At 52.5% G+C, this 23,559-nt stretch carries 19 protein-coding genes and 1 pseudogene; 8 read left to right on the top strand and 12 right to left on the bottom strand.

Going from position 1 to position 23,559, the window contains the following annotated elements; translation table 11 throughout:
• Positions 1-31 precede the first annotated feature (31 nt).
• From HA49_RS00860 to HA49_RS21920, 5 genes are all read right to left on the bottom strand, one after another.
• Entirely contained in the window at positions 32-598 is a 567-nt protein-coding gene (locus tag HA49_RS00860) for an Ail/Lom family outer membrane beta-barrel protein (protein WP_038017239.1), read from the bottom strand.
• Between the two features lie 855 nt (positions 599-1,453).
• Positions 1,454-1,990: a mannitol operon repressor MtlR gene (mtlR, locus tag HA49_RS00855; RefSeq protein ID WP_072055901.1), complete on the bottom strand. Its 537-nt coding sequence runs from the start codon at positions 1,988-1,990 to the stop codon at positions 1,454-1,456.
• Between the two features lie 82 nt (positions 1,991-2,072).
• Positions 2,073-3,221 carry a mannitol-1-phosphate 5-dehydrogenase gene (locus HA49_RS00850; RefSeq protein WP_038017237.1) on the bottom strand — a complete coding sequence of 383 codons (1,149 nt, stop codon included), beginning with the start codon at positions 3,219-3,221 and terminating at the stop codon, positions 2,073-2,075.
• Between the two features lie 96 nt (positions 3,222-3,317).
• Positions 3,318-5,243: a PTS mannitol transporter subunit IICBA gene (locus HA49_RS00845; RefSeq protein WP_038017235.1), complete on the bottom strand. Its 1,926-nt coding sequence runs from the start codon at positions 5,241-5,243 to the stop codon at positions 3,318-3,320.
• Between the two features lie 399 nt (positions 5,244-5,642).
• Entirely contained in the window at positions 5,643-5,771 is a 129-nt protein-coding gene (locus tag HA49_RS21920) for a hypothetical protein (protein WP_281177677.1), read from the bottom strand.
• Positions 5,772-6,012: 241 nt separating this feature from the next.
• Here HA49_RS21920 and HA49_RS00840 point away from each other — a divergent pair, with 241 nt between their 5' ends.
• Genes HA49_RS00840 through yjiA form a run of 3 tightly spaced genes read left to right on the top strand, consistent with a single transcriptional unit; the run spans position 6,013 to position 9,395 of the window.
• Complete coding sequence (locus HA49_RS00840; protein ID WP_038017233.1) at positions 6,013-8,163, top strand: carbon starvation CstA family protein; 2,151 nt, start codon at positions 6,013-6,015, stop codon at positions 8,161-8,163.
• Between the two features lie 49 nt (positions 8,164-8,212).
• Entirely contained in the window at positions 8,213-8,416 is a 204-nt protein-coding gene (locus HA49_RS00835; protein WP_038017231.1) for a YbdD/YjiX family protein, read from the top strand.
• A 13-nt stretch (positions 8,417-8,429) separates the two neighbouring features.
• A complete protein-coding gene (gene yjiA, locus HA49_RS00830) occupies positions 8,430-9,395 on the top strand; it encodes a GTPase (protein WP_038017229.1) in 966 nt (321 codons plus the stop codon).
• On the opposite strand, the gene btsR is transcribed toward yjiA, so the two are convergent.
• Entirely contained in the window at positions 9,390-10,106 is a 717-nt protein-coding gene (gene btsR / locus HA49_RS00825; RefSeq protein ID WP_038017228.1) for a two-component system response regulator BtsR, read from the bottom strand. The genes yjiA and btsR overlap by 6 nt on opposite strands.
• On the bottom strand, positions 10,106-11,794 hold the full coding sequence (locus tag HA49_RS00820) for a sensor histidine kinase (protein WP_038017226.1): 1,689 nt from the start codon (positions 11,792-11,794) through the stop codon (positions 10,106-10,108). The genes btsR and HA49_RS00820 overlap by 1 nt, the downstream gene beginning before the upstream one ends.
• 337 nt (positions 11,795-12,131) lie before the next feature.
• Between HA49_RS00820 and HA49_RS00815 the strand changes: the two genes are divergently transcribed.
• From HA49_RS00815 to HA49_RS00800, 4 genes are all read left to right on the top strand, one after another.
• Entirely contained in the window at positions 12,132-12,650 is a 519-nt protein-coding gene (locus tag HA49_RS00815) for a GNAT family N-acetyltransferase (protein WP_038017225.1), read from the top strand.
• Between the two features lie 270 nt (positions 12,651-12,920).
• The gene (locus HA49_RS00810; protein ID WP_038017223.1) at positions 12,921-14,438 is read left to right on the top strand and encodes an AAA family ATPase; all 1,518 of its coding nucleotides are present in this window, start codon (positions 12,921-12,923) and stop codon (positions 14,436-14,438) included.
• A complete protein-coding gene (locus tag HA49_RS00805) occupies positions 14,438-15,295 on the top strand; it encodes an HNH endonuclease (RefSeq protein ID WP_038017221.1) in 858 nt (285 codons plus the stop codon). Before HA49_RS00810 ends, HA49_RS00805 begins: the two co-directional genes overlap by 1 nt.
• Before the next feature lie 593 nt (positions 15,296-15,888).
• Positions 15,889-16,746, top strand: coding sequence for a PhzF family phenazine biosynthesis protein (locus HA49_RS00800; RefSeq protein ID WP_038017220.1), 858 nt, complete (start codon positions 15,889-15,891; stop codon positions 16,744-16,746).
• A gap of 82 nt (positions 16,747-16,828) precedes the next feature.
• Here HA49_RS00800 and HA49_RS00795 read toward each other — a convergent pair whose 3' ends face one another.
• Positions 16,829-18,037 carry a pyridoxal phosphate-dependent aminotransferase gene (locus HA49_RS00795; protein WP_038017218.1) on the bottom strand — a complete coding sequence of 403 codons (1,209 nt, stop codon included), beginning with the start codon at positions 18,035-18,037 and terminating at the stop codon, positions 16,829-16,831.
• Between the two features lie 69 nt (positions 18,038-18,106).
• On the opposite strand from HA49_RS00795, the gene HA49_RS00790 reads away from it, so the two are divergent.
• On the top strand, positions 18,107-19,201 hold the full coding sequence (locus HA49_RS00790) for a glutamine amidotransferase-related protein (protein WP_038017215.1): 1,095 nt from the start codon (positions 18,107-18,109) through the stop codon (positions 19,199-19,201).
• Here HA49_RS00790 and HA49_RS00785 read toward each other — a convergent pair.
• The 4 genes and pseudogenes from HA49_RS00785 to HA49_RS00770 form a co-directional block, all read right to left on the bottom strand.
• Positions 19,185-20,108 carry a dihydrodipicolinate synthase family protein gene (locus tag HA49_RS00785; RefSeq protein ID WP_038017212.1) on the bottom strand — a complete coding sequence of 308 codons (924 nt, stop codon included), beginning with the start codon at positions 20,106-20,108 and terminating at the stop codon, positions 19,185-19,187. The genes HA49_RS00790 and HA49_RS00785 overlap by 17 nt on opposite strands.
• Positions 20,109-20,117: 9 nt before the next feature.
• Positions 20,118-21,288: pseudogene (locus HA49_RS21995) on the bottom strand (M24 family metallopeptidase).
• A complete protein-coding gene (locus tag HA49_RS00775; protein ID WP_038017209.1) occupies positions 21,272-22,375 on the bottom strand; it encodes a mandelate racemase/muconate lactonizing enzyme family protein in 1,104 nt (367 codons plus the stop codon). Before HA49_RS00775 ends, HA49_RS21995 begins: the two are co-directional and overlap by 17 nt.
• The gene (locus HA49_RS00770) at positions 22,372-23,547 is read right to left on the bottom strand and encodes a M20 family metallopeptidase (protein ID WP_038017207.1); all 1,176 of its coding nucleotides are present in this window, start codon (positions 23,545-23,547) and stop codon (positions 22,372-22,374) included. Before HA49_RS00770 ends, HA49_RS00775 begins: the two co-directional genes overlap by 4 nt.
• Positions 23,548-23,559: the final 12 nt, after the last annotated feature.

The following is a 23,559-nucleotide window of genomic DNA, read 5'->3' as shown; positions in this document are numbered from 1 at the left end:
GATAATCCCGGCTTACACCGGGATTTGAGGATCAGAAACGGTAGCCCACACCGAGGTTAAATCCATTAATCGACAACGTTTTTTCTGTATCTTTAAAGCTTGAACCTTCGTATCCGATATCGATGGAGACATTTTCCATCGGGTTTATCTGTACTCCGGCCCCGTACATTAACGCCGCTTTTTTGCTGCTGCCGGAGCTTTCCCAGCTACTGCCAGACAGCGTGGAGCTGCTGTAAGAGAAATCAGCCTTGTCATAGTTCACCCCTAACAGGCCATAGATACTGATATACGAATTGAACCGGTAGGCCGGGCCTGCCGACAGTGAATAATATTTCATGCTGGCATGGCTGCTATCGCTGCCCACTCCCGGAATGTCAATACTGCTGTTGCGCTTGCCACTCATATAGGTCAGTGAGCCGATAATACTCACCGGAGAATCCCATTCGTAACGATACTTCGCATTAACACCGCGGATATTTTTAAAATCCTGAACCTTACTCTGGGCATAGCCCAGTGAGAACGTCTGAGAATCTGCCATCGCTGGCAGGCTGCAGCCCAGAGTCGCGATGATAAGGGAGGATAAAATAGCTGACTTCATGGTTAAGTCCTTTTAGTTAAGGTGCTGTTATCAGCACTGTTTAATACTGTTTCCCTCCCACCTCAGAGTGGCCAGGATAGCGGAAACAGTTCCTTAAATGTCCGTAACGGACGGGGTCCGGCCGGCAAATCAATAAGGCCGGTCGGTCATACTGCCAGCAGCAACAGCGTTGGCACTGCCTGGAAATACGGAGTTTAGTGCCTGAATCCCCGGTTCTGATATCCCTGTTTCAGGGTAGGTCATTCCCCCGAAAATCAGGGGTTGGCTGCCCGCTATAAACACTATTCTGAGTTCGGTTTAGCGGCTTCAGTAGTCACTCCTGCGAGCGATAACCCTGGCGAACAAAAATCAGCTTCTGCGTCAGATAGCTACCGCAGATAGTCCGGATGACGGCAAAAAGCGGAAGACGACCCGGGCCCGGAAGAAAGCCATTGCCGGTTGGGCCACCGTGGTTTACTCATCATCAGTAGGCTTACTAAGAAAGCAGTGTAGATCTGCTCTGGTGACACCGGCATGCTATATCCTTATATCATGCTGTAAGGGATTATTTTTAAGCCAGACTCCGCTCGCCGTGGTGCATTAATACAAATTCCAGGTGGTCTTCACAAGCAAAAAACTCAGGTTTGTGAGCGATATCATATGTCGCGATGAATTTTGAGAAAATTACAATTTTACTGTAAAAATCAAAGCATTATAAAGTGCTGTCAGCAGAAAATAAGATCATTGCATTGAGCCAATGCTAATGGCTGGTAGTGTCGGTGACTGAGCGTGATAAGGACATTCTGAGGTATCTCTGATAATGGACTCAGGCTGCGCCATAAAAACCGGTGACCGGCAGGCAAAAAACAGCAGAGGTTACTTCGTAAAGGCGGGTTTCTGGCTGATACGGGCAATCAATGCGGTCAGGGAGAGCACCATGGTGGAACGGACAATCTGCTGATAGCGTTGCTGCTGCATGGCACGCAGGCCGGTATCATCACTGACAAAATCCGGTGGCGGCGGTAAGTCTTCAACACAATGGAGCTCACCAAACGGACCCAGAATTTCGTCATCAGTAAAACGATATTCGCTGCCATCATGATTCAGTTCTTCGCGAAGAGCCATCAGCAATTCACAGTCTTCATATTCATTACGGTTAATCACCCCCAGGCCATAAATCAGTTTAAGACGCACTGATAATTCCCCCAGCGGACCATCGCCCAGTAACAACGGTTCTACCGCATACTTCACCGCGTAATCATCTTTGCGGAACACCTTAACCACCAGAACATTCACCGCTTCTGCCAGCATTTCGACGGTCGCTATCAGAAAGCTTCTTACCGATTGCCCGGCATTCAGGCGCTCAAGCACCCGATTTTCAAAAGCCTGTGATTGTTCCATTTGTGCCTGCATATCAATAGTATCACCTGATAACACCCGCGCGGGCACAGCCAGGCTGTGCCCTGATATTTCGTCCCTTGGGAGCGTGGGGCCATTATACCATAGCGTTCCAGGCCTTAACTACCGCCCTGACCACAGGGCTGTCGGCATCCAGCCCGGAAATTTCAGCCAGAGCCGCGGCAACATTCTGCTGAGTGAGTAAACCCGCCAGTTCCTGCGATTGCGGGTCCTGCTCACTGCGAAAATGCAACGCCGCAGCAATCCCCGTCACCAGATGATCCTGAGATAACTCATATTCCAGAGTGCCGAGTGTCGGTTTGATCAGACGATCCCCGGCACTCAGTTTACGTAACGGCTGACGCCCTACCCGCTCGACATCATCTTTCAGATAAGGGTTTTCAAAGCGGCTGATAATTTTGTGGATATAAGCAGTATGTTTTTCGCGGTCAAAACCATAGCGGCGGATCAACACTTCACCGCTCTCCCGCATCGCCCCTTCCACCACATGACGAATTTTTTCGTCAAGGATCGCATCACGAATCGTTTTATGGCCCGCAAGATGTCCCAGGTAAGCCGTAATGGCGTGACCGGTGTTCAGGGTAAAGAGCTTTCTTTCGACAAACGCCATCAGGTTGTCGGTCAGTTCCATGCCCGGAATCGACGGCAGAGGCCCGACAAACTGGGTTTTATCGACAATCCACTCACTGAAGGTTTCAACGGTCACTTCCAGCGGGTCATGGCTGCCGGCTTCCGATGGCGGCACAATCCGGTCCACGGCAGAATCGACAAAACCGACATGTTGTTCCACCCAGTCATGATATTCCGCCGGCAGCGCCTTCAGCACATGGCCCTTGAGCTGGCTGGTCCCACGCACCATATTTTCGCAGGCTATAATATTCAGCGGTTGGCTATTGCCGTTGTCTTTACGTTTAACCAGTCCTTTGGCGAGGGTCCCGGCAATCCGTTCGAGGATTTGTGGGCCGACCGCGGTAGTCACCAGATCAACATCTGCCACCAGCGAGATCACCTGATCACTGGTGCTGTTGACCGCACTGACCCCTCTGACCATCTCGATTTTCGACTGCTCACCCACCACATGCACCGGATATTCTCCCCGGGCATTCAGGGCATCGACAACCATCTGATTAACATCGGCAAAAGTCACCGGAATACCCGCATCTGCCAGTAATTTACCGATAAAGCCACGGCCGATATTCCCGGCACCAAAATGTAATGCTTTCATAATTTGTCCCGTATTTTTGACGTAACCACCAGGAAAATCAGGGAGATATCGCCGAAAATGACCTGCGATATCTCCCCCCTGTTAAGCAAGAACGGATTATTCGCCGGCCTGACCGGACAACAGATCCAGCACTTCCTGCACACTGGTGGTGGTGGCCAGTCGGGCAATCACGCTGTCATCATCCAGCGCATTGGTCAGGCTGGTGATCACCTGAATATGTTCGTTATTGCGTGCAGCAATCCCGATGACCAGCCGGGCAATATCTTCCGGCTCTTCACCAAACAGCACACCCGCAGGGTACTGACAGAACACGATGCCGGTTTTCAGTACACGGTCTTTCGCTTCCACGGTGCCGTGCGGTACCGCTATCGACTCGCCCAGGTAAGTTGGGGTGAGTTTTTCGCGCTCCAGCATGGCATCCACATATTCAGGCTCGACATAGCCGCCTTTCACCAGTTGTTCACCGACAAAACGGATAGCCTGTTCTTTGTTATCTGCGTGGTTACCCAGCAACACATTGGCGGCGCTCAGTTTGAATAAGTGCTCAGGTGTAGGCTCGAAACTGTCCGCCAGCGTTTCAGTGACTCTTTCGCGGTGCTCTGCACTGCGGCCTGCCTGTTGCAGGCGTGCTGTCAGGTCGTTGTACAACCCGCTATCAAGGAAGTTAGTCAGCGAAATATGCTGGGCATGAGGTGCTTTGCGCATGGCCCGCTCGGTCAGATCACGGTGAGTAATCACCAGGTCTACATCGTCTGGCAGGCTGTTGATGGCGGTATTGGTGACAGAAATATGTTGCAGACCCGCTTCATTCACTTTTTTCCGCAGCACGCCTGCTCCCATAGCACTGGAACCCATACCGGCGTCACAGGCGACAATGATTTTGCGTACATGGCTCAGGTCATCCTGCACAGGCGCAGCCGCCGCAGCCACTGTCTGACCTTTAGCGGTGGCTTTCATCTCCTGCATACGGCGGGTCGCCGCATCGATATCGTCTTCTTCTTTCACTTTGCTGGTTTTCAGCAGGATAGAAGCCACCACGAATGACACCACAAAGGCCGCGATAATCGCGGAAATATTGGCGAAGTAGGCCCCTTTCGGCGTCATCGCCAGTACCGCCAGTATAGAACCCGGAGAGGCCGGAGAAATCAGCCCGCCATTCAGTACACTCAGGGTAAACACCCCGGTCATTCCACCGAGAATTACCGCCAGCAACAGACGCGGATTCATCAGTACATACGGGAAATAAATTTCGTGGATCCCACCAAAGAAATGGATGATGGCCGCACCGCCCGCAGACTGTTTGGCATTACCCCGGCCAAAGAACATATAGGCCATCAGTACGCCCATCCCGGGACCCGGGTTGGCTTCTATCAGGAAGAAAATCGATTTACCGGCCTGGCTGGCCTGCTGAATGCCCAGCGGCGAGAAGATACCGTGGTTAATCGCATTATTCAGAAACAGAATTTTTGCCGGTTCAACAAAAATAGAGGTCAGTGGCAGCAGGTCATGCTGAACCATGATATTGACCCCGGCAGACAACAGGTGTGATAACGCTTCGACCAGCGGGCCAATCGCCATAAACGACAGTAATGCCAGTAACATACCGATGATGCCGGCAGAAAAGTTATTCACCAGCATTTCAAAGCCGCTTTTAATTTTCCCGTCCACCAGACGGTCAAACGAGCGAATGGCCCAGCCACCCAGCGGCCCGGCAATCATTGAGCCAAGGAACATCGGCATATCTGCACCGACAATCACGCCCATGGTCGTGATAGCACCCACCACGCCACCACGGTCGCCACCCACCAGCCGCCCGCCGGTATAACCGATAAGTAATGGCAGCAAATAGGTGATCATTGGCGCGACCAGCTTAGCCAGCGTTTCGTTAGGTAACCAGCCGGTAGGAATAAACAGCGCGGTGATAATACCCCAGGCGATAAACGCCCCGATATTTGGCATTACCATATTGCTCAGAAAACGACCAAAGCTTTGGACTTTGATCCTGATATCTGATGAGGACATACAAACACCCCTTATTGATACGCGCCGGCAAATAAGAGAGCGCGATGATTTTTTGTTTTGGATCTGACGCTTTGCAGACATCAGAATTGCTCTGCTCAGGCGGACTCTAGCACGCAGATTTCGGCCCGAATATTGAGCAAAAAATTTGTGATCGGTATCACTGTCAGGCATGGGGGATGGGGGTGTTTTTGGTGATCTGAATCACATATATTCTGTAAAAAAATGCAGAATGTGCTTTTCCCTGGCTCAGATCAGAGCCTATATGTGATGTAGATCACATATTCTCACGTCATGTTTGTTTTGTTTTTGTGATCTGCTTAACAATTTATTTTCATCCATAATGCGCCGGATCACAGTTTGATAGCCGGTCGCTCAGCCGTAAATCTGTAGCCGCCTCTTTCATTCTGTCGCCTTTGGACCAGCTTCTGCTGATGACTGACTGTCGGTTAACAGATTAGCGTTAGCGGATAATGACCAGAGGGTCGCTTTACGCTGTCCATTTTCATTCACGTCAGTTGTGCCAGCCACCTGCTTCTGGCTGCGATCTGAATCACAGAAACCGCTGCGCCAGTCGCCCTCAGAAACCGTTCAATGCCTCCGGCAACCGCTCTCTGCGTCATATCGCCACTTAGCCATTTTTCTTCCCGCCTCCCACGAAAAATCGTCAGGATAGAGTCACCGGGAAAGGAAGTTCCGGTGCCAGCTATCTGGCATCTTCAACACGTGACCCCTGTCACCCTATAATTCAATATAAAACAGCAGGTTAAATATGGATAAACACAAAATACTCAGGCACGTTCCCTGGGTTCTCTTAGGGATTGTTGGTGCTTTTTGCCTTGGCGTGCTGGCATTACGGCGGGGTGAGCATATCAGTGCCATGTGGCTGGTCGTTGCCTCGGTGTCGGTCTACCTGGTGGCCTATCGCTACTACAGTCTGTATATCGCGCAGAAAGTGATGCAGCTCGACCCCGGCCGGGCCACCCCGGCAGTATTAAACAATGACGGACTGAACTATGTTCCGACTAACCGCTATGTGCTGTTTGGCCACCATTTTGCCGCCATTGCCGGAGCAGGCCCGTTAGTCGGCCCGGTGCTGGCCGCCCAGATGGGCTACCTGCCAGGCACTTTATGGTTGCTGGCCGGGGTGGTACTGGCCGGCGCAGTGCAGGACTTTATGGTGCTGTTTCTCTCGTCACGACGTAACGGTGAGTCACTCGGTGAGATGATTAAACAGGAGATGGGACGGGTGCCGGGGACTATCGCCCTGTTTGGCTGCTTCCTGATCATGATTATTATTCTCGCGGTACTGGCGCTGATTGTGGTGAAAGCCCTGGCAGAAAGCCCCTGGGGGGTGTTTACGGTCTGTTCGACCATTCCAATCGCGCTGCTGATGGGCATATATATGCGCTATCTGCGGCCGGGTCGCGTGCTGGAAGTTTCGGTGATTGGCCTGGTATTGCTACTGCTTTCCATCTGGTTTGGCGGAGTGATTGCCCGTGATCCCTACTGGGGACCGGCCCTGACCTTTAAAGATACCACCATTACTTTTGCGCTGATTGGCTATGCGTTTATCTCGGCACTGTTGCCGGTATGGTTAATCCTCGCTCCCCGCGATTATCTGGCTACCTTCCTGAAAATCGGTGTCATCGTCGGGCTGGCTATCGGCATTGTGATCCTCAATCCGGATCTGAAAATGCCGGCTCTTACCCCGTTTATTGATGGGACCGGCCCGTTATGGAAAGGCGCACTGTTCCCGTTCCTGTTTATTACCATTGCCTGTGGTGCGGTATCTGGTTTCCATGCACTGATCGCTTCCGGGACTACCCCGAAACTACTGGCAAACGAGCAGGATGCACGCTTTATCGGCTATGGTGCGATGCTGATGGAATCATTTGTCGCCGTCATGGCACTGGTCGCCGCCTCTATCATTGAACCCGGCCTCTATTTCGCCATGAATACCCCGCCAGCCACGCTTGGGATCACAATGCCTAATCTGCATCAGTTGGGCGGAGAGAACGCCCCGATGATTCTGGCGCAACTCAAAGACGTGACCGCCCAGGCGGCAGCCACCGTTAGTAGCTGGGGCTTTGTGATTTCGCCGGAACAGGTGATGCAAACCGCCAGTAATATCGGCGAGCCTTCGCTGCTCAATCGTGCCGGTGGGGCGCCGACCCTGGCGGTGGGAATTGCCGATGTATTCCATAAAATTATGCCGCTGGCTGATATGGGATTCTGGTATCACTTCGGTATCCTGTTCGAAGCGTTGTTTATCCTGACGGCGCTGGATGCCGGTACCCGGTCAGGACGCTTTATGTTGCAGGATCTGCTGGGAAATTTTGTGCCGTTCCTGAAAAAGACCAACTCTTTGCCGGCGTCAGTTGTGGGTACTGCCGGTTGTGTCGGGTTATGGGGCTATCTGCTGTACCAGGGAGTGGTCGATCCGCTGGGTGGCGTAAAAAGCCTGTGGCCGTTGTTCGGTATCTCAAACCAGATGCTGGCCGCGGTGGCGCTGACGCTGGGTGCGGTGATACTGGTTAAGATGAAACGCAGCCGTTACATATGGGTGCCGATGGTTCCGGCAATATGGCTGATTATCTGCACCAGTTGGGCATCACTGATGAAGCTATTCAGCACCAATCCGCAGATGGAAGGTTTTCTCTATATGGCGAGAACTTATCAGGCGCGGATTGATGCCGGTACCAGTCTGACCCCGGAGCAGATCAGCAATATGCGACAAATCGTGCTGAATAACTACACCAACGCCGCACTGAGTATTCTGTTCCTGGTGGTGGTCTACAGTATCCTGATATACGGAATAAAAATCTGGCGCCAGGCGGACAAAAATCCGCAGCGCACAGACCAGGAGACCCCTTATGTGCCGGTGCCGGAAGGTGGGGTGAAAACCTCCTCCGGTCACTAAAAACACCAGGGCTGTCAGACAAGGCAGCCCTGCCCCGACAGGAGCCATTATGTTTGGAAAGGCCGGTTCGGCATCAAAATATCTGGGTCAGGCCGCACGTATGCTGGTTGGCCTGCCGGATTATGACAACTACGCAGAGCATATGCGGATCAACCATCCGGACCAACCGGTGATGAGCTATGAGGAGTTCTTTCGTGAACGCCAGCAGGCCCGTTACGGCGGCGATGGTAAAGGAGGTATGCGTTGCTGCTGAAGGAGAATAACGGATGATACCGGTAACCGTCACATTGTTGAGTGGTTTCCTCGGAGCCGGGAAAACCACCTTGCTAAACAGCATTCTGCAGACCGAACACGGAATGCGGATTGCCGTTATCGAGAATGAGTTTGCCGAAGCGGACATCGACCGGCAAATCATCGGTGATCGCGCCAGCCAAATCACGACACTGGCCAATGGCTGTATCTGTTGCAGCCGCGCCAGTGAGCTGGAAAGCACACTGCTGGAGCTGCTGGATTCGCGCCAGTCGGGGTTGCTGAATTTTGACCGGCTAATCATCGAATCCACCGGCATGGCAGACCCGGGCCCGGTGATCCGCACTTTCTTCAGTCATCCCCGGCTGGCGGAAGAATATCAGCTGGATGGTGTGATTACCCTGGTGGATGCGGTTCATGCCGCACAGCAACTGGATAACTACAGCGTGGCACAATCCCAGATAGGTTACGCTGACCGGCTGTTGCTCAGTAAGACCGATATCGCACCGGACACGGCGGCCCTGATCGAAAGACTACAACGGATTAACGCCCGTGCCCCGATTGTCCGGGTGGTGAATGGGGATACCGATATCCGTTCGTTGTTTGATTTACGGGGATTTATGCTGGAACCCGCTACTGCGCCGGTGGTGCAGTACCGTTTTGTGCCGGATACCCCTGACAGGGTCAGATCACTGACACTCACTCTCGATTACCCGCTGGAGCTTAATGCACTTTCTGCGGTGATGGAATCCCTGCTGCTACGCTTTGCAGACAACCTGTTGCGCTATAAAGGCATGCTGTGGGTTAGCGGTGAAACTCACCGCCTGCTGTTTCAGGGCGTGCAACGGCTGTACAGTTCCGGCTGGGACCGTGCCTGGCAGCATGATGAAATTCCTGCCAGTACCCTGATTTTTATCGGTGTTGATCTGCCGGAACAGGAAATCCGCCAGGCCTTCGAAGCATTGCGGCCGGATAATTTATAGTCCCAGCGTCTCTTTAATGCGTTTCAGATAACGGCGGCTGACCGGCACGGTCTGGCCGCTTTTCATCCGCAGTTCCCCCTGACCATTTTCCTCCATGCGGATCTCGCGCAGCTGATCCATATTGATCATATGCTGGCGGTGGCAACGTAACAGAGGAGTCCGCTGTTCCAGCGTCCGCAGGGTCAGCTCAGTCGCACCCTCCTGTCCTGCACTGCTGGTGACAAATACCCCGCCGATACGGCTGCTGACACAGGCTACCTCTTCCATCGGCAACAGCCAGATACGATTCTGTCCGTTACACGGAATATATTTCAGTGGTGTCTGCAACACCGGCAGGCGTGTCAGATCCTGAGGATCACTGACCTGACGCAGCCGTTTCAGGCATTTTTCCAGCCGGGCGGGATCGGTAGGCTTCAGCAGATAATCAAAGGCGTCTTCATCGAAAGCCTGCAAGGCATACTCATCAAAAGCAGTCAGGAAAACAATATGCGGCCGCTGCTGAGGGTCCAGCATTCCGACCATCTCCAGTCCGCTGATGCGCGGCATCTGAATATCCAGAAACACCACCTGCGGCCGCAGCCGGTTAATCGCGGCCATCGCCTCAATGGCATTGGCAGCTTCGCCGGCAATCACAATATCGTCGTACTGCTGTAATAACAGCCGGAGATTTTCCCGCGCCAGTGGCTCATCATCAACAATCAGTACCTCCATTAACTTTGCTCCTCCGTGGGTAGCCGGATAATCACCCGCGTATAGTGGTCGGTGTGATAATCAACATTCAGCCCGCAATCGTCTCCAAAGCGCGCCCGTAAGCGTCGGTCCACCAGGCTCATTCCCATTCCTTGTCCTTTACCGGTCAGTGGCACAAACAGCCCTGCATTATCCTGCACCGAAACCTCCAGATATTGCTGGTGCTGACAGGCAGATATCGTAATTTCACCTGTCCCGAGTAACTGCGAAGTCCCGTGTTTGATAGCATTTTCCACCAGCGGCTGCAGAGTAAATGCCGGCAGCCGGTAATGTCGCAGAGCCTCAGGGATCTGTAAGTCCACCTTCAGCCGTGGCTGAAATCGTGCCTGTTCTATTTGCAGATAGGCGTTTACATGTTCCAGTTCATCTTCCAGCGTAGCCATCTCAGAAGAACGCTTGAGATTTTTGCGAAAAAAAGTGGACAGATACTGCACCAACTGCCCGGCACGCTGGCTGTCATTACGGATTACGGCCTGCAGTGTATTCAGTGCATTAAACAGAAAATGGGGGTTCACCTGAGCATGCAGCAGTTTTATTTCAGACTGTGCCAGCAGGGCTTTTTGCCGTTCATATTGCCCTGCCAGAATTTGTGCTGACAGCAGACGAGCAATCCCCTCACCCAGGGTCCGGTTAATCGAACTGAACAACCGGTTCTTCGCCTCATACAACTTAATAGTGCCAATCACCCGCTGATTTTCACCATGCAAGGGGATCACCAGCGTGGACCCCAGCTTACAGGCCGGATTAACCGAACAGCAGTATGGCACTTCATTCCCGTCAGCATAGACCACTTCTCCGCTGTCTATCGCCCGCCGGGTATAGTGGGAAGAGACCGGTTTACCAGCAATATGGTGATCATCACCAATGCCGGTAAACGCCAGCAGTTTATGACAGTCCGTAATCGCCACCGCGCCGATATCCAGCTCGCGGTGCAGCACCTGAGCCACCTTCAGGCTGTTTTCCTGATTAAACCCCTGGCGCAATATGCCCTCGGTGGCGGCCGCCACCCGTAATGCGGTGGCCGAAAACGCCGAGGTATAGCGGGCGAACATTTCCCGTTTATCCAGCAGAATCCGCATAAACAGCGCCGCGCCCAGGGTATTGGTAATAATCATCGGGGCCGCAATATGGCTCACCAGACGGCTGGCTTCAGGATAGGGCCTCGCAATCAACAGAATAATCACCATCTGTAGGGCTTCGGCCAGTAAAGTGACAGCCCCGGCCGTCAGTGGACTAAAGATCTTATCGGCACGGCCCCGCCGCAACAGCAGGCTGTGGGCGATACCTCCCAACAGCCCCTCGGCAATGGTCGACAGCATACAACTGAAGGCGGTGATACCGCCCAGCGAATAGCGGTGTAATCCGCCGGTGAGCCCGACCAGACCGCCCACCGCCGGCCCGCCCAGCAAACCGCCCATCACCGCCCCAATCGCGCGGGTATTGGCAATCGAATCGTCAATATGCAGCCCGAAATAGCTGCCAAGAATACAGAACACCGAAAAAGTGATGTAACACAGCAGCTTATGGGGGAGCCTGACCGTCACCTGCATCAACGGAATAAACAACCGCGTCTTACTCATCAGCCAGGCAATCACCAGAAACACACACATCTGCTGCAGCAACTGCAACACTAAGCGAAAATCATACATTGCGGGTGACCCAGGCCATCATAAAACCCGCAGCATAGCCGGTTCCGGCCGGAATTTCTTTGAAACAGCACCGAAAACCGGTCTCTGGCGAAGGATAACCAGGAGACGACATTGCAGAGTACCTGATACTTCCGGTAGATCCGCCACAGCAGTACGAGAACTGTCCCGCTTCCCGACTCTTTTTAGATTCTGGTCGGATTTACACTGGGTCAGTAACACATAGCGGTTTAGTGTCATGATCTGACACATCGTATATCTTGATATGTTGATTTATGTGGATAAGTTCAACGAAAGCATTGTTTCCAGGTAAATTGTTTCCAGGTAAGAGGATTTTCAGATGAATTTAGAGACTACGCGTTTAAGTCTTGAACCCTATAATGACTCACACTACGAAGGCTTAAGGGTGATGGATAACAATCCCAGCGTAATGAGGTATATCAGCAAAGGTATTGTTAAAACAGCAGAAGAGACCCGGGGAAGTATAAAAACTGTTCAGGCCCGATGGCATAAATATGGCTTTTCGTGGTGGGCGATTAAAGAGAAGTCCTCCGGAGCGGTTGTTGGAGCAGCATGCCTCCAATACCTGGCAAACATTGAGGGCGCACCCCTGGAGATTGGCTGGCGGCTTATTCCGGAACATAATGGCAAAGGCTATGCAACGGAAGCGGCTAAAGCGATTATTGATTTTGCGGCGGAGCACGTAGGCGCAAATTATTTAGTGGCTGTTGCCGACCCGGAAAATATCCCCTCTCAGCGAGTGATGCAGCGTTTAGGCATGACTTATAAAGCAATAGAACAGCATTACGATGAGCCATGCGTAGTTTATGAACTTACCCTTCAGTGCCCTGAATCGTAGTGGGAATGCATACCGATCGTCCGCTTTGTGGCGGGAGCTGCCTTTGCTAGAATCTTATTATTTCAAAAGTCTGACTGCGTATCATATGTAAATTATTTCAACTAATAATTAGAACTCCTGACGACACTTCCTTTAATTATTAGCGTAACCGAAAAAATAATTTTTGAGTTTTCTTGTATATTTAAGTTTCTCGCAGAATATATTTACACATCTGTTATTGTTTTTGATATAATTAGGTGAGTCTAAACAAAAAAGGTTTTCGGAAATCATATGGAAATCATTATTGTACCCCGAGAGCAACGTATTCCTACCGTAGGCATTAGTACGGCTTACCTGCATGTGGATCGTTGGAATGACTTTTCCTTCATTACAATGTTTTACATGTATCTGTTTGATCAGAAAGGTGAACGGCATGATATTGGGAATGTCAAGATTGGCTTTCAAGGACAAACTACTGAAAAATCAACTTACTCCACGTTAGGGAGTAAGTTTAGAATTCTCTCAGAAGGATATTTTTCCGTTGGTCAGGATGTCGACTATTATCAGAAAATTTCGAATTTACCAGAATCCGTCAAAGTTTCATTACTTGAGGCGCTCAAAGATATAGCTTATGCGCCAGAACTTATAGATCTTGTTAAGGATGAGGAGGTCTTTAAAACGTCTTTACTTCGGTATGTTAGTTTGTCTGTTATTAAAGGGCAGTTTGCGCGAGTGCTTGAGGGAAAGAATCCACTGACTAATTTTGAGTTTAAGTTCATTCGCCCTGCACAAGACAAGATTTCCGATATCGAATTATCATTTAAGGTGAACGTAGGAGAAAAACCAAGCACCAATATTCACGCGATCATAGGTCGTAATGGTGTGGGGAAAACGACAATTCTAAACGGAATGATTGAAGCTGTTACCAGTAAAGGTACGTCGAATGCAAAATTTTATGATCTGGAGGGGTGGAGTAATGATCCGATTGATAATGATTACTTTAGTAGTTTAGTCTCTGTGTCATTTAGCGCATTCGATCCATTCGAGCCACCAAGTGAACAGCCTGATCCATCAAAGGGAACTTGCTACTTCTATATAGGTTTGAAAAAAAAAGGAGAGTCGCTCAAAGGACTAAATGATATTCATGAAGACTTTCTACAAGCTTTGACGCTATGCTTTAGCCAGATTCCTAAGCGTGAAAGATGGCTGCAAGCTATTGATACTTTGGAGTCTGATGAAAATTTTGCAAACATGGAGCTGAAAAATCTAGCCGGATATAATGGTGAGATGCTCGTTAGTAATGCACGGAAACGTATAAAAAGAATGAGCTCCGGTCATGCGGTTGTATTATTAACACTTACACGTTTAGTCGCAACGGTGGAAGAAAAAACGTTAGTGCTAATTGATGAACCAGAGAGCCATCTTCATCCACCGTTGCTGTCTGCTTTTATTCGTGCGCTGTCTGATTTGCTACTTGATAGAAATGGTGTTTCTATTATTGCAACTCACTCACCTGTGGTACTTCAAGAGGTTCCTAAACGATGTGTTTGGAAAATCAATCGTTCAAGATTGTCTACCGAATCTCGCAGGCCAGACATTGAAACATTTGGTGAGAATGTAGGAATCTTAACAAGAGAAGTATTTGGTCTTGAAGTAGTCAAATCCGGTTTTCACGATTTATTAGTCCAATCAGTTATGTCAGGTGGAACATATGAGGATATAGTCGATGAGTATCGTAACCAGCTTGGTGTTGAAGCCCGAGCTCTATTGAAAGTGCTTGTCACACATAGAGATCGGAGTGTTAAGTGATGTTGAAACTTAAACAACCTGCTTATACATATAGCGATATGCTGACTAGCTGCCGCGAAGGCATAACTGGCAATCCGGGCTTGTTACTGAAAGTGGATGAAGCAATAACTGATTTGCAAACATTGGCAGCTTCATACCAAGCATCGGCATTAACTGGTGAACTTTATACAATACAACCACTGCAAAACAAAGATGAGGAAGACCCTATTGTTGTAGGTCGGTTAAAGAAATCTGACTTTGTTAAGCTTTATGGACATTATGTTGTTGGGAAGAAAAAACCTGCTCGAACTATTTATGATGCCCTGATGACTGCTGCTAATGAAAAATGCCCATTTTGTGGTGGGATTGGGCGCCCTCGAAATTTAGATCATTATTTGCCTAAAGCTCACTATCCTCAGTTTTCTATATTTCCTGTTAATCTTGTGCCAGCTTGTCGAGATTGTAATATGGATGGTAAAGGGGAAACTTTTGCAAGAAATGAAGCAGAACAGATATTACATCCCTATTTAGACGATAGCCGTTATTATGATGAGCAGTGGATATCGGCTAGATACTTGGTTGGCAAAAATGATGAACCTGGAGTTATTGAGTATTTTGTTTCTCCACCTGCTGATTGGGATAATGCACATAAACAAAGAGTGGAAAAACATTTTAACGATTTTGATTTATCTTTAAGATACTCGAAAGAAGCTGGTGCGAGGTTAGTTGTGCTTTTAGCTCTATATAACTCAGTACTACCAATCTCCGTAGATAAAAATGCTGCTAAAGACCTTATATTTCAAACAATAATAAATAAATCACCTTTTGTGAATCACTGGGAACGGATTATGTGTTTGGCTCTTATGTCAGACTTGTAGTAATGCTTGGAGTTTTTATTTCTGTTCTTATTGATCTGCTCTTCATTGATTAACACACCGCAATGTGAGTAATGCAACTATTTAGCTGTGAGATTAACTGCGGAGTTCCGCTTCTCGCTCAAAGCTGCCAGTCAACTTAGCAGGTGCTCTTCACTCATGATTTGTTGGCGATGCCCGGGTCATTTGCAATCGGGCAATCAGGAAAAATGCAATCACTCATCAACCACATTCTTTGACATTACTTCGTGCAGCGTGTCATTTGCCGGGCTGTTTGCCGAAATAAGCCTCAGACTATGAACAGCAATGAGCAGAGAGTTGTTCACCAGAGCGTCCTTCATTAAAACCACAGACCATTATTTCTGCGCTGTGCATCACGACTCAGGGGTTACATCCAACCAGCGAGCCCGCGCAATCGCCGCTGCTCCGGATGCGATTTCCGTTAAATAGCGCTTTCCAGCCATCATTCGCCAAAACAACAGCGAGCTCAGTGCATTAGAAAATTTTCCCTCACTGCCAGACCCTTTGATGCTATCTCCGCAAACATCAGTTATGGTAAAGCTTACCCCACCTGTTGCTTAACTTACGGAGTACTTATGCAATACCCTGCGTCAGAACTGGTTCATATTGCGGCGTTTTCAGATACCGGACAAGGCGGTAACCCGGCGGGAGTCTGGGTGGGAACGCAGTTCCCTACCGATGAAGAGATGCAGAAAATTGCCGCAGATGTAGGGTTTTCAGAAACCGCCTTTGCCGTACCGCTCGATGACACCCACAGACTGTGGCGGGTACGTTATTTTTCACCGGAAGCTGAAGTTCCGTTTTGCGGTCACGCCACTATCGCCACCACCACCGGCATTGCCGGGCGTTATGGTGCCGGGGATTACCAGTTTCAGCTCAACCTGACCAGCATTCCGGTCTCGGCACAGCCCGATGAATCCGGTAACTGGCAGGCCACGTTGCTTTCCCCGCCGACCCACAGTCAGCCGGTTGACCCGTCTCTGGTGGATCAGGCACTGCAACTGTTTGGCTATACCCGTGAAGATTTAGATCAGCGAATCCCCCCTGCCCGTATCCACGGCGGTGCCGACCACCTGATACTGACACTAAAACAACGCAGTCAGTTAGCCGCGATGCATTATTCGCAGGCAGAAGGCGGAGTATTGATGAGGGATAACGGCTGGGTCACTATTCTGCTGGTGGTGGCAGAGGACGAGCAACACTTTCATACCCGTAATCCGTTTGCTTACGGCGGGGTCTACGAAGATCCGGCCACCGGAGCGGCATCAGCCGCCTTTGCCGGTTATCTGCGCGATATCGGCTGGCCGCACCACGGGGAAATAGAGATTATCCAGGGCGAAGATATGGGAATACGCTCACGGATTATTGCGAAGATCACCGAACAGCCAGGCAGCCCGATTGCCGTATCCGGCCAGGCACGGCTGATGGAGTAACAACCTCAGTCCGGCCGGAATCGCCGCGCCACAATGCCCTGTCGCGCGGCTGCCCCGGCCGGTTTATCACCTGCCCTCAGACTTAGCTCAGTCGCGAAATCGCCTGTGACAACCGCTGGCAGGCCGTTTCCAGCACTGTGCTGTCCACCGCATAAGCAATTCGCAGATAACCCGGGGTACCGAACGCCGAACCGTGGATCACGGCGACCTGAGCCTCAGACAGCAGCCAGCTCGCCAGCGCCAGATCATCAGAGATCACCTCACCCTGTGGGGTACGGCGGCCCAGCAATTCACGGCAATTGACGAACAGATAAAATGCCCCCTGCGGCGCACTGGCCGACAGCCCATCGGTATCACTGGCCAGTTGCAGTACCCGCTGGCGGTGTTTATCCAGAACATTTAACCAGCCCGGCAGAAAATCCGCGGGCTGGTTAAGTGCCACCACCGCCGCGGCCTGTGATATCGATGACGGATTAGAAGTACTCTGCGATTGCAGCGTCTGCATGGCAGCAATCAGCCATTCCGGCCCGGCGGCATAGCCGAGTCGCCAGCCGGTCATGGCATGGCTTTTTGAAACACCGTTGACCGTCAGTGTTCTGTCCGCCAGCTCCGGTGCTACCTGGGCAAAGGTATAAAACGCAATGCCGTCATAACGTAATGGCTCATAAATATCATCTGCCATAATCAACACCTGCGGATAATCAGCCAGTACCGCCGCCAGCGCCTGTAACTCTGTTGCGGTGTATACCGCTCCGGTTGGGTTGCCCGGCGAATTAAGGATGATCCAGCGGGTCTGCGGAGTCAGTGCCGCTTTCAGCGTTTCCGGCTGTAGCTTCCAGCCATGCTGTTCTTCACAGGGCACAATCACCGGCTCACCTTCCGCCAGCGTGACCATATCGGGATAGGATACCCAGTAAGGGGCCGGAATAATCACCTGCTGTCCCGCATCGACGGTGGCCAGCAGCGCATTAAAAATAAGCTGCTTAGCTCCGCTACCGGCAATGATCTGTGAGTGGCGGTAATTCAGCTGGTTATCGCGGAGAAATTTAGCCGCAATCGCCTGTTTCAGCACGGCGGTACCGGCCACGGCGGTATATTTGGTCTGATGGCTGATAATTGCCTCAATACCGGCATAACTGATGGCTGGCGGCGTGGCAAAATCCAGCTCCCCTTCGCCCAGATTGATCACTGGCAGGCCTTCGGCCTCCAGACTCCTGACCTGGTCGGAAATAGTGGCGGTGGGAGAAGGACGAACCCGTTGCATTCTCCGCGCGGTCTGATGAGTATTCATAAATCCTCTTTGTATAATTTGATTCAAACAATACAATTACCCTCCCAAAACTACAGCAGGATAGATGCCGTGTTACCGTTCTTCATACTCGATGACTCACCGTTCCCGGCCTGCTTTGGCGTCACTGCCAGCCTGTGGGCTAACCAGTTAAACCTGCCGCTGTGGAGCCTGCGCCCGGAGTTTGAACAGCCGTTTGCCGACAGCCATCAGCATGTGATTTCGGCCGGGTATTGCGTGACCAGTGGTCTGTACCGCAGCAACACCTTGCAGCAGGAAGTCACCGATATCGCACAACTGCCGGACCGGGATGCCGTGATTGTGCTGGCCGCCTCGCAGGAGGCGCTCATTGCTTCATTGCCCGGTCCCCGGCTATATAGCCGTTACCGCCAGGGTGAGCTGAGCCTGGACGGCGCGCAATCGCCTCTGCATTGCTCAGCATCCGCCGACCGCTATGGCCGCTACGATGCAAAGCCTGCGAGCGCAGTGGCGGAATCAGCGCTGACCATCGCCATTGCCGGCCATGAAAAAGACCACCGTCAGGCCTATCCGGCGACACTTGCCGCATTGGGTGACGCCGCAGATGCTCTGGGCCTGTCCCCGGATATCCGCTTTGTTCCGCCGGAGATTTTGTCGTCTGAGCTCAGCGAATTAGCTCCGTTGTCCGGCATCATTCTGCCGGGCGGTTCATCGATGGCCGCCGTTATCGGGCAGATTCGCATTGCAGAGGCGACCCTGAACACTTCGCTGCCGGTGCTCGGACTGTGCCTCGGCATGCAGAGCATGGCCACCGCACTGGTCCGCCAGTCCGACGATTGCCGGCAGGCCATACTGGCGGAGGTCGACCCTGAGGCTGCGCTGCACAGTTTTATCCGCTTTGACGATGGCAGGCATCGCTGCGGTATTTTTCCGTTCAGCACTGCTGACGAGAGTTATCCGATGCATTACAACCATCGCTACCGGTTTAACCCTGCACTGACTGGCCCGCTGACTGTGGCTGGTGCCACCATCACCGCAGCCAGTGGCGATATTATCGAAGGCATTGCCCTGGCATTGGCGCCCTTCTGGCAGGGGGTGCAGGGTCACCCGGAATTACTGTCCCGGCCGGACGCCCCGCACCCGCTGTTTATCGCCTTTTTACAGGCTGCGGTTAACCGGCAAGGGTAACCCCGCTGCGTGGATCACTGGCCAGAGCTTTCATCACTCCGGTCAGTGCCTCGACAGCCTGTGCAGATACCGGCTGCAGAGGAGCCCTGACCGTACCGCCATTAAAGCCACGCAGGGCCATCGCCGCTTTCACCAGCTGGGGCTGACCATGCTGACGTGCCAGTTGGCGGTAATCGAACCATAACTGATGCAGGTCGCGGGCGGTGGCCGCATCGCCCTGCTCCAGCGCACGGTAAGTCGCCAGAATTAATTCCGGTAACGCGCCGCTGTTAGTGGTGCTGATGCCGTCGAATCCGGCCATCATCGGACCGGTAAATGCCAGGTCCGAGGCACAGAACAGGCGCAGACGCCCTTTCAGACGGTTAGCAATCTGATCGATTGCGGTCGGGTTTAAATCACCCTGTTTTATGCCCACCACACCCGGGATATCGGCCAGTTTCTCCAGCAACGCCGGAGAAAGCGTAATCCCGATACCCGGCGCGTTATACACCAGGATACCGGTGACCGACAGCGGCGCCATTTCACGGAAGTAGTTGATAATCTGATCATCGGTAATTTCGCTGACGTAAGGCGCAGTCACCATCGGCAGCCCGCCCAGTTCACCGGCCAGAACTGTCAGGTCACGGGCATCGCGCGGATCGGAACTGGCACTGCACAGCATGACCGGGATACGGTCCTGCACACATTCCATCACGCGGACAAACAGTTCGCGCCGCTCTGCCAGCGACATCACCGGAAACTCGCCGTAAGTGCCACCGATCAGGATGCCGTCATACCCCAGCCCGATCACCCGCTCAATGTTTTCGCACAGGGCGTTAAAGTCAGGTTCGCCCTGCGGGGTGAACGGAGTCACCGTGATGTTGAAAATGCCCTTCAGGCGTTCGCGACTTTCGTTAATATCTTTCATTTCTGTGCCTTACAATAAAGTTAATGGACGGGAGAGGCTGCCAAGCTGACGATAACCGTTATCGGTGACCACCACGGTTTCACTCACCCCGACGGTAAATTCGCCATAAATACGCAGCGCAGGCGGAATATGGAAAGTCATACCCGGTTGCAGTTCTGTGGTAATGCCGCTGTACAGGCTCAGGATGCCGCCTTCGCCCCAGTCAGGCGCAAACGACACCCCGATGGAGTAACCGGTACGTTTTTTGAAGTTATCGGTGAAACCCGCACGGTCGATCACCCGCTGACAGGCGTTATGCGGATCGGCACAGGTGGCTCCGGGGCGAATCGCATCCAGTGCCGCCTGCAAGGCTTCCTGGCAGACCTTTTCCATTTCAATGGCAATCGCCGGAGGTTTGCCGATCCAGGCAGAACGCATTAAGGCTGCGTGGTAGCGGTCATGGGATGCTGCCATTTCAAGGAATACCGGGTCGTTATCCTGCAATACCCGACGCCGCCAGGTACCGTGAGGAATGCCGCTGCGTGGACCACTGGACATCAGCGGCTCCATGCCAACATATTCCGAACCGGCCGCAATCGCGCCGCCCATCATCGCCGACACCACTGCGTTTTCGTCGGCGCCCTGACGAATCGCGCGGATACCGGCCCGCATCCCCTCATCCACATAGCGGGCAGCCTGCGAAATTTTTTTCGATTTCTGCGGCCGATTTCACCGCCCGCAGCGGTTCAATCACCCCGGCAGTATCCGCAATCTCACCCAACTGACTTTGCAGAGCTTCGTAAACCGCGACCGGTAAGAACCAGCCACGCTTATCCAGCCCGATACGTTTGTTTATCCAGCCGCACTGACGGATTTTTTCCACCAGAAATTCCACCGGATTATCACCATCCTGATATACCGCGGCATCGCTGATAAAGGTGTTGGCAATAAAGTTGAAATACTCCAGCTGGCGAATTACAAATACCGGATCCCCTTCCACCGGCAGAATTAACGCCTGAAAGGTGTAATAGCCCGGAGTCTGCTGACCGGTGAGCCAGAAGATGTTTTCCGGCCCGGTGACAATCATCACCTCAACACCGGCCTTGCTGAGCCGCTCACGGGTAAGGCGAATACGTTGCTGATACTCCTCAGCCTGAAACGCAGATTCGCTGCCCTGAATCACATTACCGGGTTTTTGCATCACTAAACTCCTGAAGTAAGGTTGCTGTTGTCATATCGAAGCGCACCCCCAGCCCGGGGATGTCAGAGGCCCGGATACGACCCTGTTGATAAGTTAATCCGCTGGCGGGATCGTCGGTTAATCCGTCAGCACCATAGAGTTCGGCAAAGGCAGGTTGCAGCAGATAACAGAGCTGCAATGCCGCGGCGGTGGCTGCATGCCCCTCGTTCATCTGGCCAATCATAAACGGCACCCCTGCGGCCTTAAGCTGCCTTGCCGCAGACACCAGCGGGGCGATCCCCCCCAGTTTGACCAGCTTCAGATGGCCCCATAACCGGCCTTCTGCCGCCATCAGCCGTTGCAGCGCCGCTTCGCTGTTCAGACTTTCGTCGAGCATCACCGGAATGCCATACTCCTGAAGCGCGGGCAGTTCAGCGTCCTGACTGGCCGCTAACGGTTGTTCGATATAGCTGAGTTGCAGTGGTTGCAGCCTGGCAAACGCCTGCCGGGCCTGCGGCAATGTCCACTGACCATTCACATCCACCGCCAGTGAAATCTGCTGACCGAAGGTGTCACGCAGCAGGGTTAAACGCGCCAGATCGGTGTCAAAATCGCTGATACCGACCCGCAGTTTTAACTGAGTAAATCCACGACTGACGTACTGATGCGCCTGAGTTAACAGTTGTTGTTCACTGCCCCAGAACAGGGTCTGGTTAGTGCTGAATTCCGCGTTACCGGCGGTTCCGCCCAGAAACTCAGCCAGGGTTTGCTGTTGGCTGCGGGCCAGGAAATCGTGGACCGCCATATCCAGCAGCATCCGTCCAGGCGCCAGCAGCGGGCTTTCCGGACCGTGAATCGCACTCAGCAATTCCTGACCAACTGGCAAAGTCTGCCAGTCAGACAGTACCGGCAGCAGGTTAGTGATCACCTGTTCAGCGGTGTAACCGTGCAGATAACTGATATTCAGGCGCACTTCCCCCAACCCGCACTGCCCCTGGTCTTCCAGGGTCAGCCACAGGGTGTCCAGCCCGCTGACCGGCCCGGAAGAGGCGGTATAGAGCGTGACGCCGGAATAGTGCAATTCGCCGCGCCATAAGCGGATTTTCACGATGCGTTCCCCGCAGGCAGCATCGCCAGCGCCACATCCAGGTAGATATAAGCGGCGGCGATAAACTCATCGACCGGGACAAATTCATCCGGTTTATGTGCCACTGCCAGAGCCCCCGGGCCAATCACCACGCCTTTGGCACCCAGTGAACGGAAGTGCACTAAGTCACAACCGCCCTGGAAGCCGTACGGACCAGGATCTGTGTTGCCATGTTTCTGGCAGGCCGCCAGACTGTGTTGAACAATCGCTTCCTGACTGTCAGTTTCGGTCGCGCCACCGGTGGTGGGCTGCCAGCCGATAATCTCCGCCTCGATGCCTTTTTGCTCACGGGCCTGGTCGAGTAACTGTTGGATTTCCTGACGTACCACGGCTTCGTCTTCTCCCGGCACCATCCGCCGATCAATCATCAGCTCACAACTCTCAGGGATCACGTTGTCGGCATGTCCGCCGTGAATACGGGTTACCGTCATGCTGGCATTACCGACCAGGGCATGACAGCGGCAACGCACCTCCTGATGGTGGCTCTGTTCAATCATCTGCAACAGCTGTCCGGCCTGATACACCGCATTCACACCCAGTTCAGGTGTTCCTGAATGGGCAGTCACCCCGTTGACCCGTACTTTCGGACGCAGGCTGCCTTTATGCGCCGAAAAGGTCGCATTCGAGGTGGGTTCACCGATCACCGCAAAGTCGATCGCGGGCGGCGCATCTTTCACATAGAATTTCGCCCCTTCACTGGCGGCTTCTTCATCGGCGGTAAATACCCCCATCAGGGTTCCGGACCATGTTTGCGGGGCAGCGGCCAGCATTCGCAGGGCTTCGACCATGGCCACTAATGGCCCTTTGGCATCACAGGAACCGCGACCATACAGCCGGCCATCGGTTTCGGTCAGGATGAAAGGATCGGTGCTCCAGCCTTCTCCGGCCGGTACCGTGTCCAGGTGGGTATTAAAGGCAAAACAGGGGCCAGGGCCATTTTTCAGTACCGCGATCACGTTGGTCCGGCCCGGCGCATATTCACTGAAGGAGAGATCGAATCCCGCCTGCCGCAACCAGCCAGCCACACACTCTGCCGCTTCACGTTCATGACCCGGCGGATTTTCGGTATTAATGGCGACCAGCGCCGCTAAATCCTGTTTCATCCGTCCACTGTCAGCCTGATAAGTACTCATAGTTGCTCCGTT

The sequence above is a fragment of the Tatumella morbirosei genome, assembly GCF_000757425.2.
Taxonomy (GTDB): domain Bacteria; phylum Pseudomonadota; class Gammaproteobacteria; order Enterobacterales; family Enterobacteriaceae; genus Tatumella; species Tatumella morbirosei.
The sequence above is the reverse complement of the archived record's forward strand: the minus strand, read 5'-3'. Positions and strand labels throughout refer to the sequence as shown.

What these genes read in the sequence shown, in the direction of transcription:
- HA49_RS00835 (WP_038017231.1), top strand. Translation starts at nt 8,213, where the DNA reads ATGTTTGGAAAGGCCGGTTCGGCATCAAAATATCTGGGTCAGGCCGCA.
- btsR (WP_038017228.1), bottom strand. Translation starts at nt 10,106, where the DNA reads ATGGAGGTACTGATTGTTGATGATGAGCCACTGGCGCGGGAAAATCTC.
- HA49_RS00860 (WP_038017239.1), bottom strand. Translation starts at nt 598, where the DNA reads ATGAAGTCAGCTATTTTATCCTCCCTTATCATCGCGACTCTGGGCTGC.
- HA49_RS00800 (WP_038017220.1), top strand. Translation starts at nt 15,889, where the DNA reads ATGCAATACCCTGCGTCAGAACTGGTTCATATTGCGGCGTTTTCAGAT.
- HA49_RS00845 (WP_038017235.1), bottom strand. Translation starts at nt 5,243, where the DNA reads ATGTCCTCATCAGATATCAGGATCAAAGTCCAAAGCTTTGGTCGTTTT.
- HA49_RS00795 (WP_038017218.1), bottom strand. Translation starts at nt 18,037, where the DNA reads ATGAATACTCATCAGACCGCGCGGAGAATGCAACGGGTTCGTCCTTCT.
- HA49_RS00785 (WP_038017212.1), bottom strand. Translation starts at nt 20,108, where the DNA reads ATGAAAGATATTAACGAAAGTCGCGAACGCCTGAAGGGCATTTTCAAC.
- yjiA (WP_038017229.1), top strand. Translation starts at nt 8,430, where the DNA reads ATGATACCGGTAACCGTCACATTGTTGAGTGGTTTCCTCGGAGCCGGG.
- HA49_RS00770 (WP_038017207.1), bottom strand. Translation starts at nt 23,547, where the DNA reads ATGAGTACTTATCAGGCTGACAGTGGACGGATGAAACAGGATTTAGCG.
- mtlR (WP_072055901.1), bottom strand. Translation starts at nt 1,990, where the DNA reads ATGCAGGCACAAATGGAACAATCACAGGCTTTTGAAAATCGGGTGCTT.
- HA49_RS00840 (WP_038017233.1), top strand. Translation starts at nt 6,013, where the DNA reads ATGGATAAACACAAAATACTCAGGCACGTTCCCTGGGTTCTCTTAGGG.
- HA49_RS00805 (WP_038017221.1), top strand. Translation starts at nt 14,438, where the DNA reads ATGTTGAAACTTAAACAACCTGCTTATACATATAGCGATATGCTGACT.
- HA49_RS00820 (WP_038017226.1), bottom strand. Translation starts at nt 11,794, where the DNA reads ATGTATGATTTTCGCTTAGTGTTGCAGTTGCTGCAGCAGATGTGTGTG.
- HA49_RS00810 (WP_038017223.1), top strand. Translation starts at nt 12,921, where the DNA reads ATGGAAATCATTATTGTACCCCGAGAGCAACGTATTCCTACCGTAGGC.
- HA49_RS00815 (WP_038017225.1), top strand. Translation starts at nt 12,132, where the DNA reads ATGAATTTAGAGACTACGCGTTTAAGTCTTGAACCCTATAATGACTCA.
- HA49_RS00850 (WP_038017237.1), bottom strand. Translation starts at nt 3,221, where the DNA reads ATGAAAGCATTACATTTTGGTGCCGGGAATATCGGCCGTGGCTTTATC.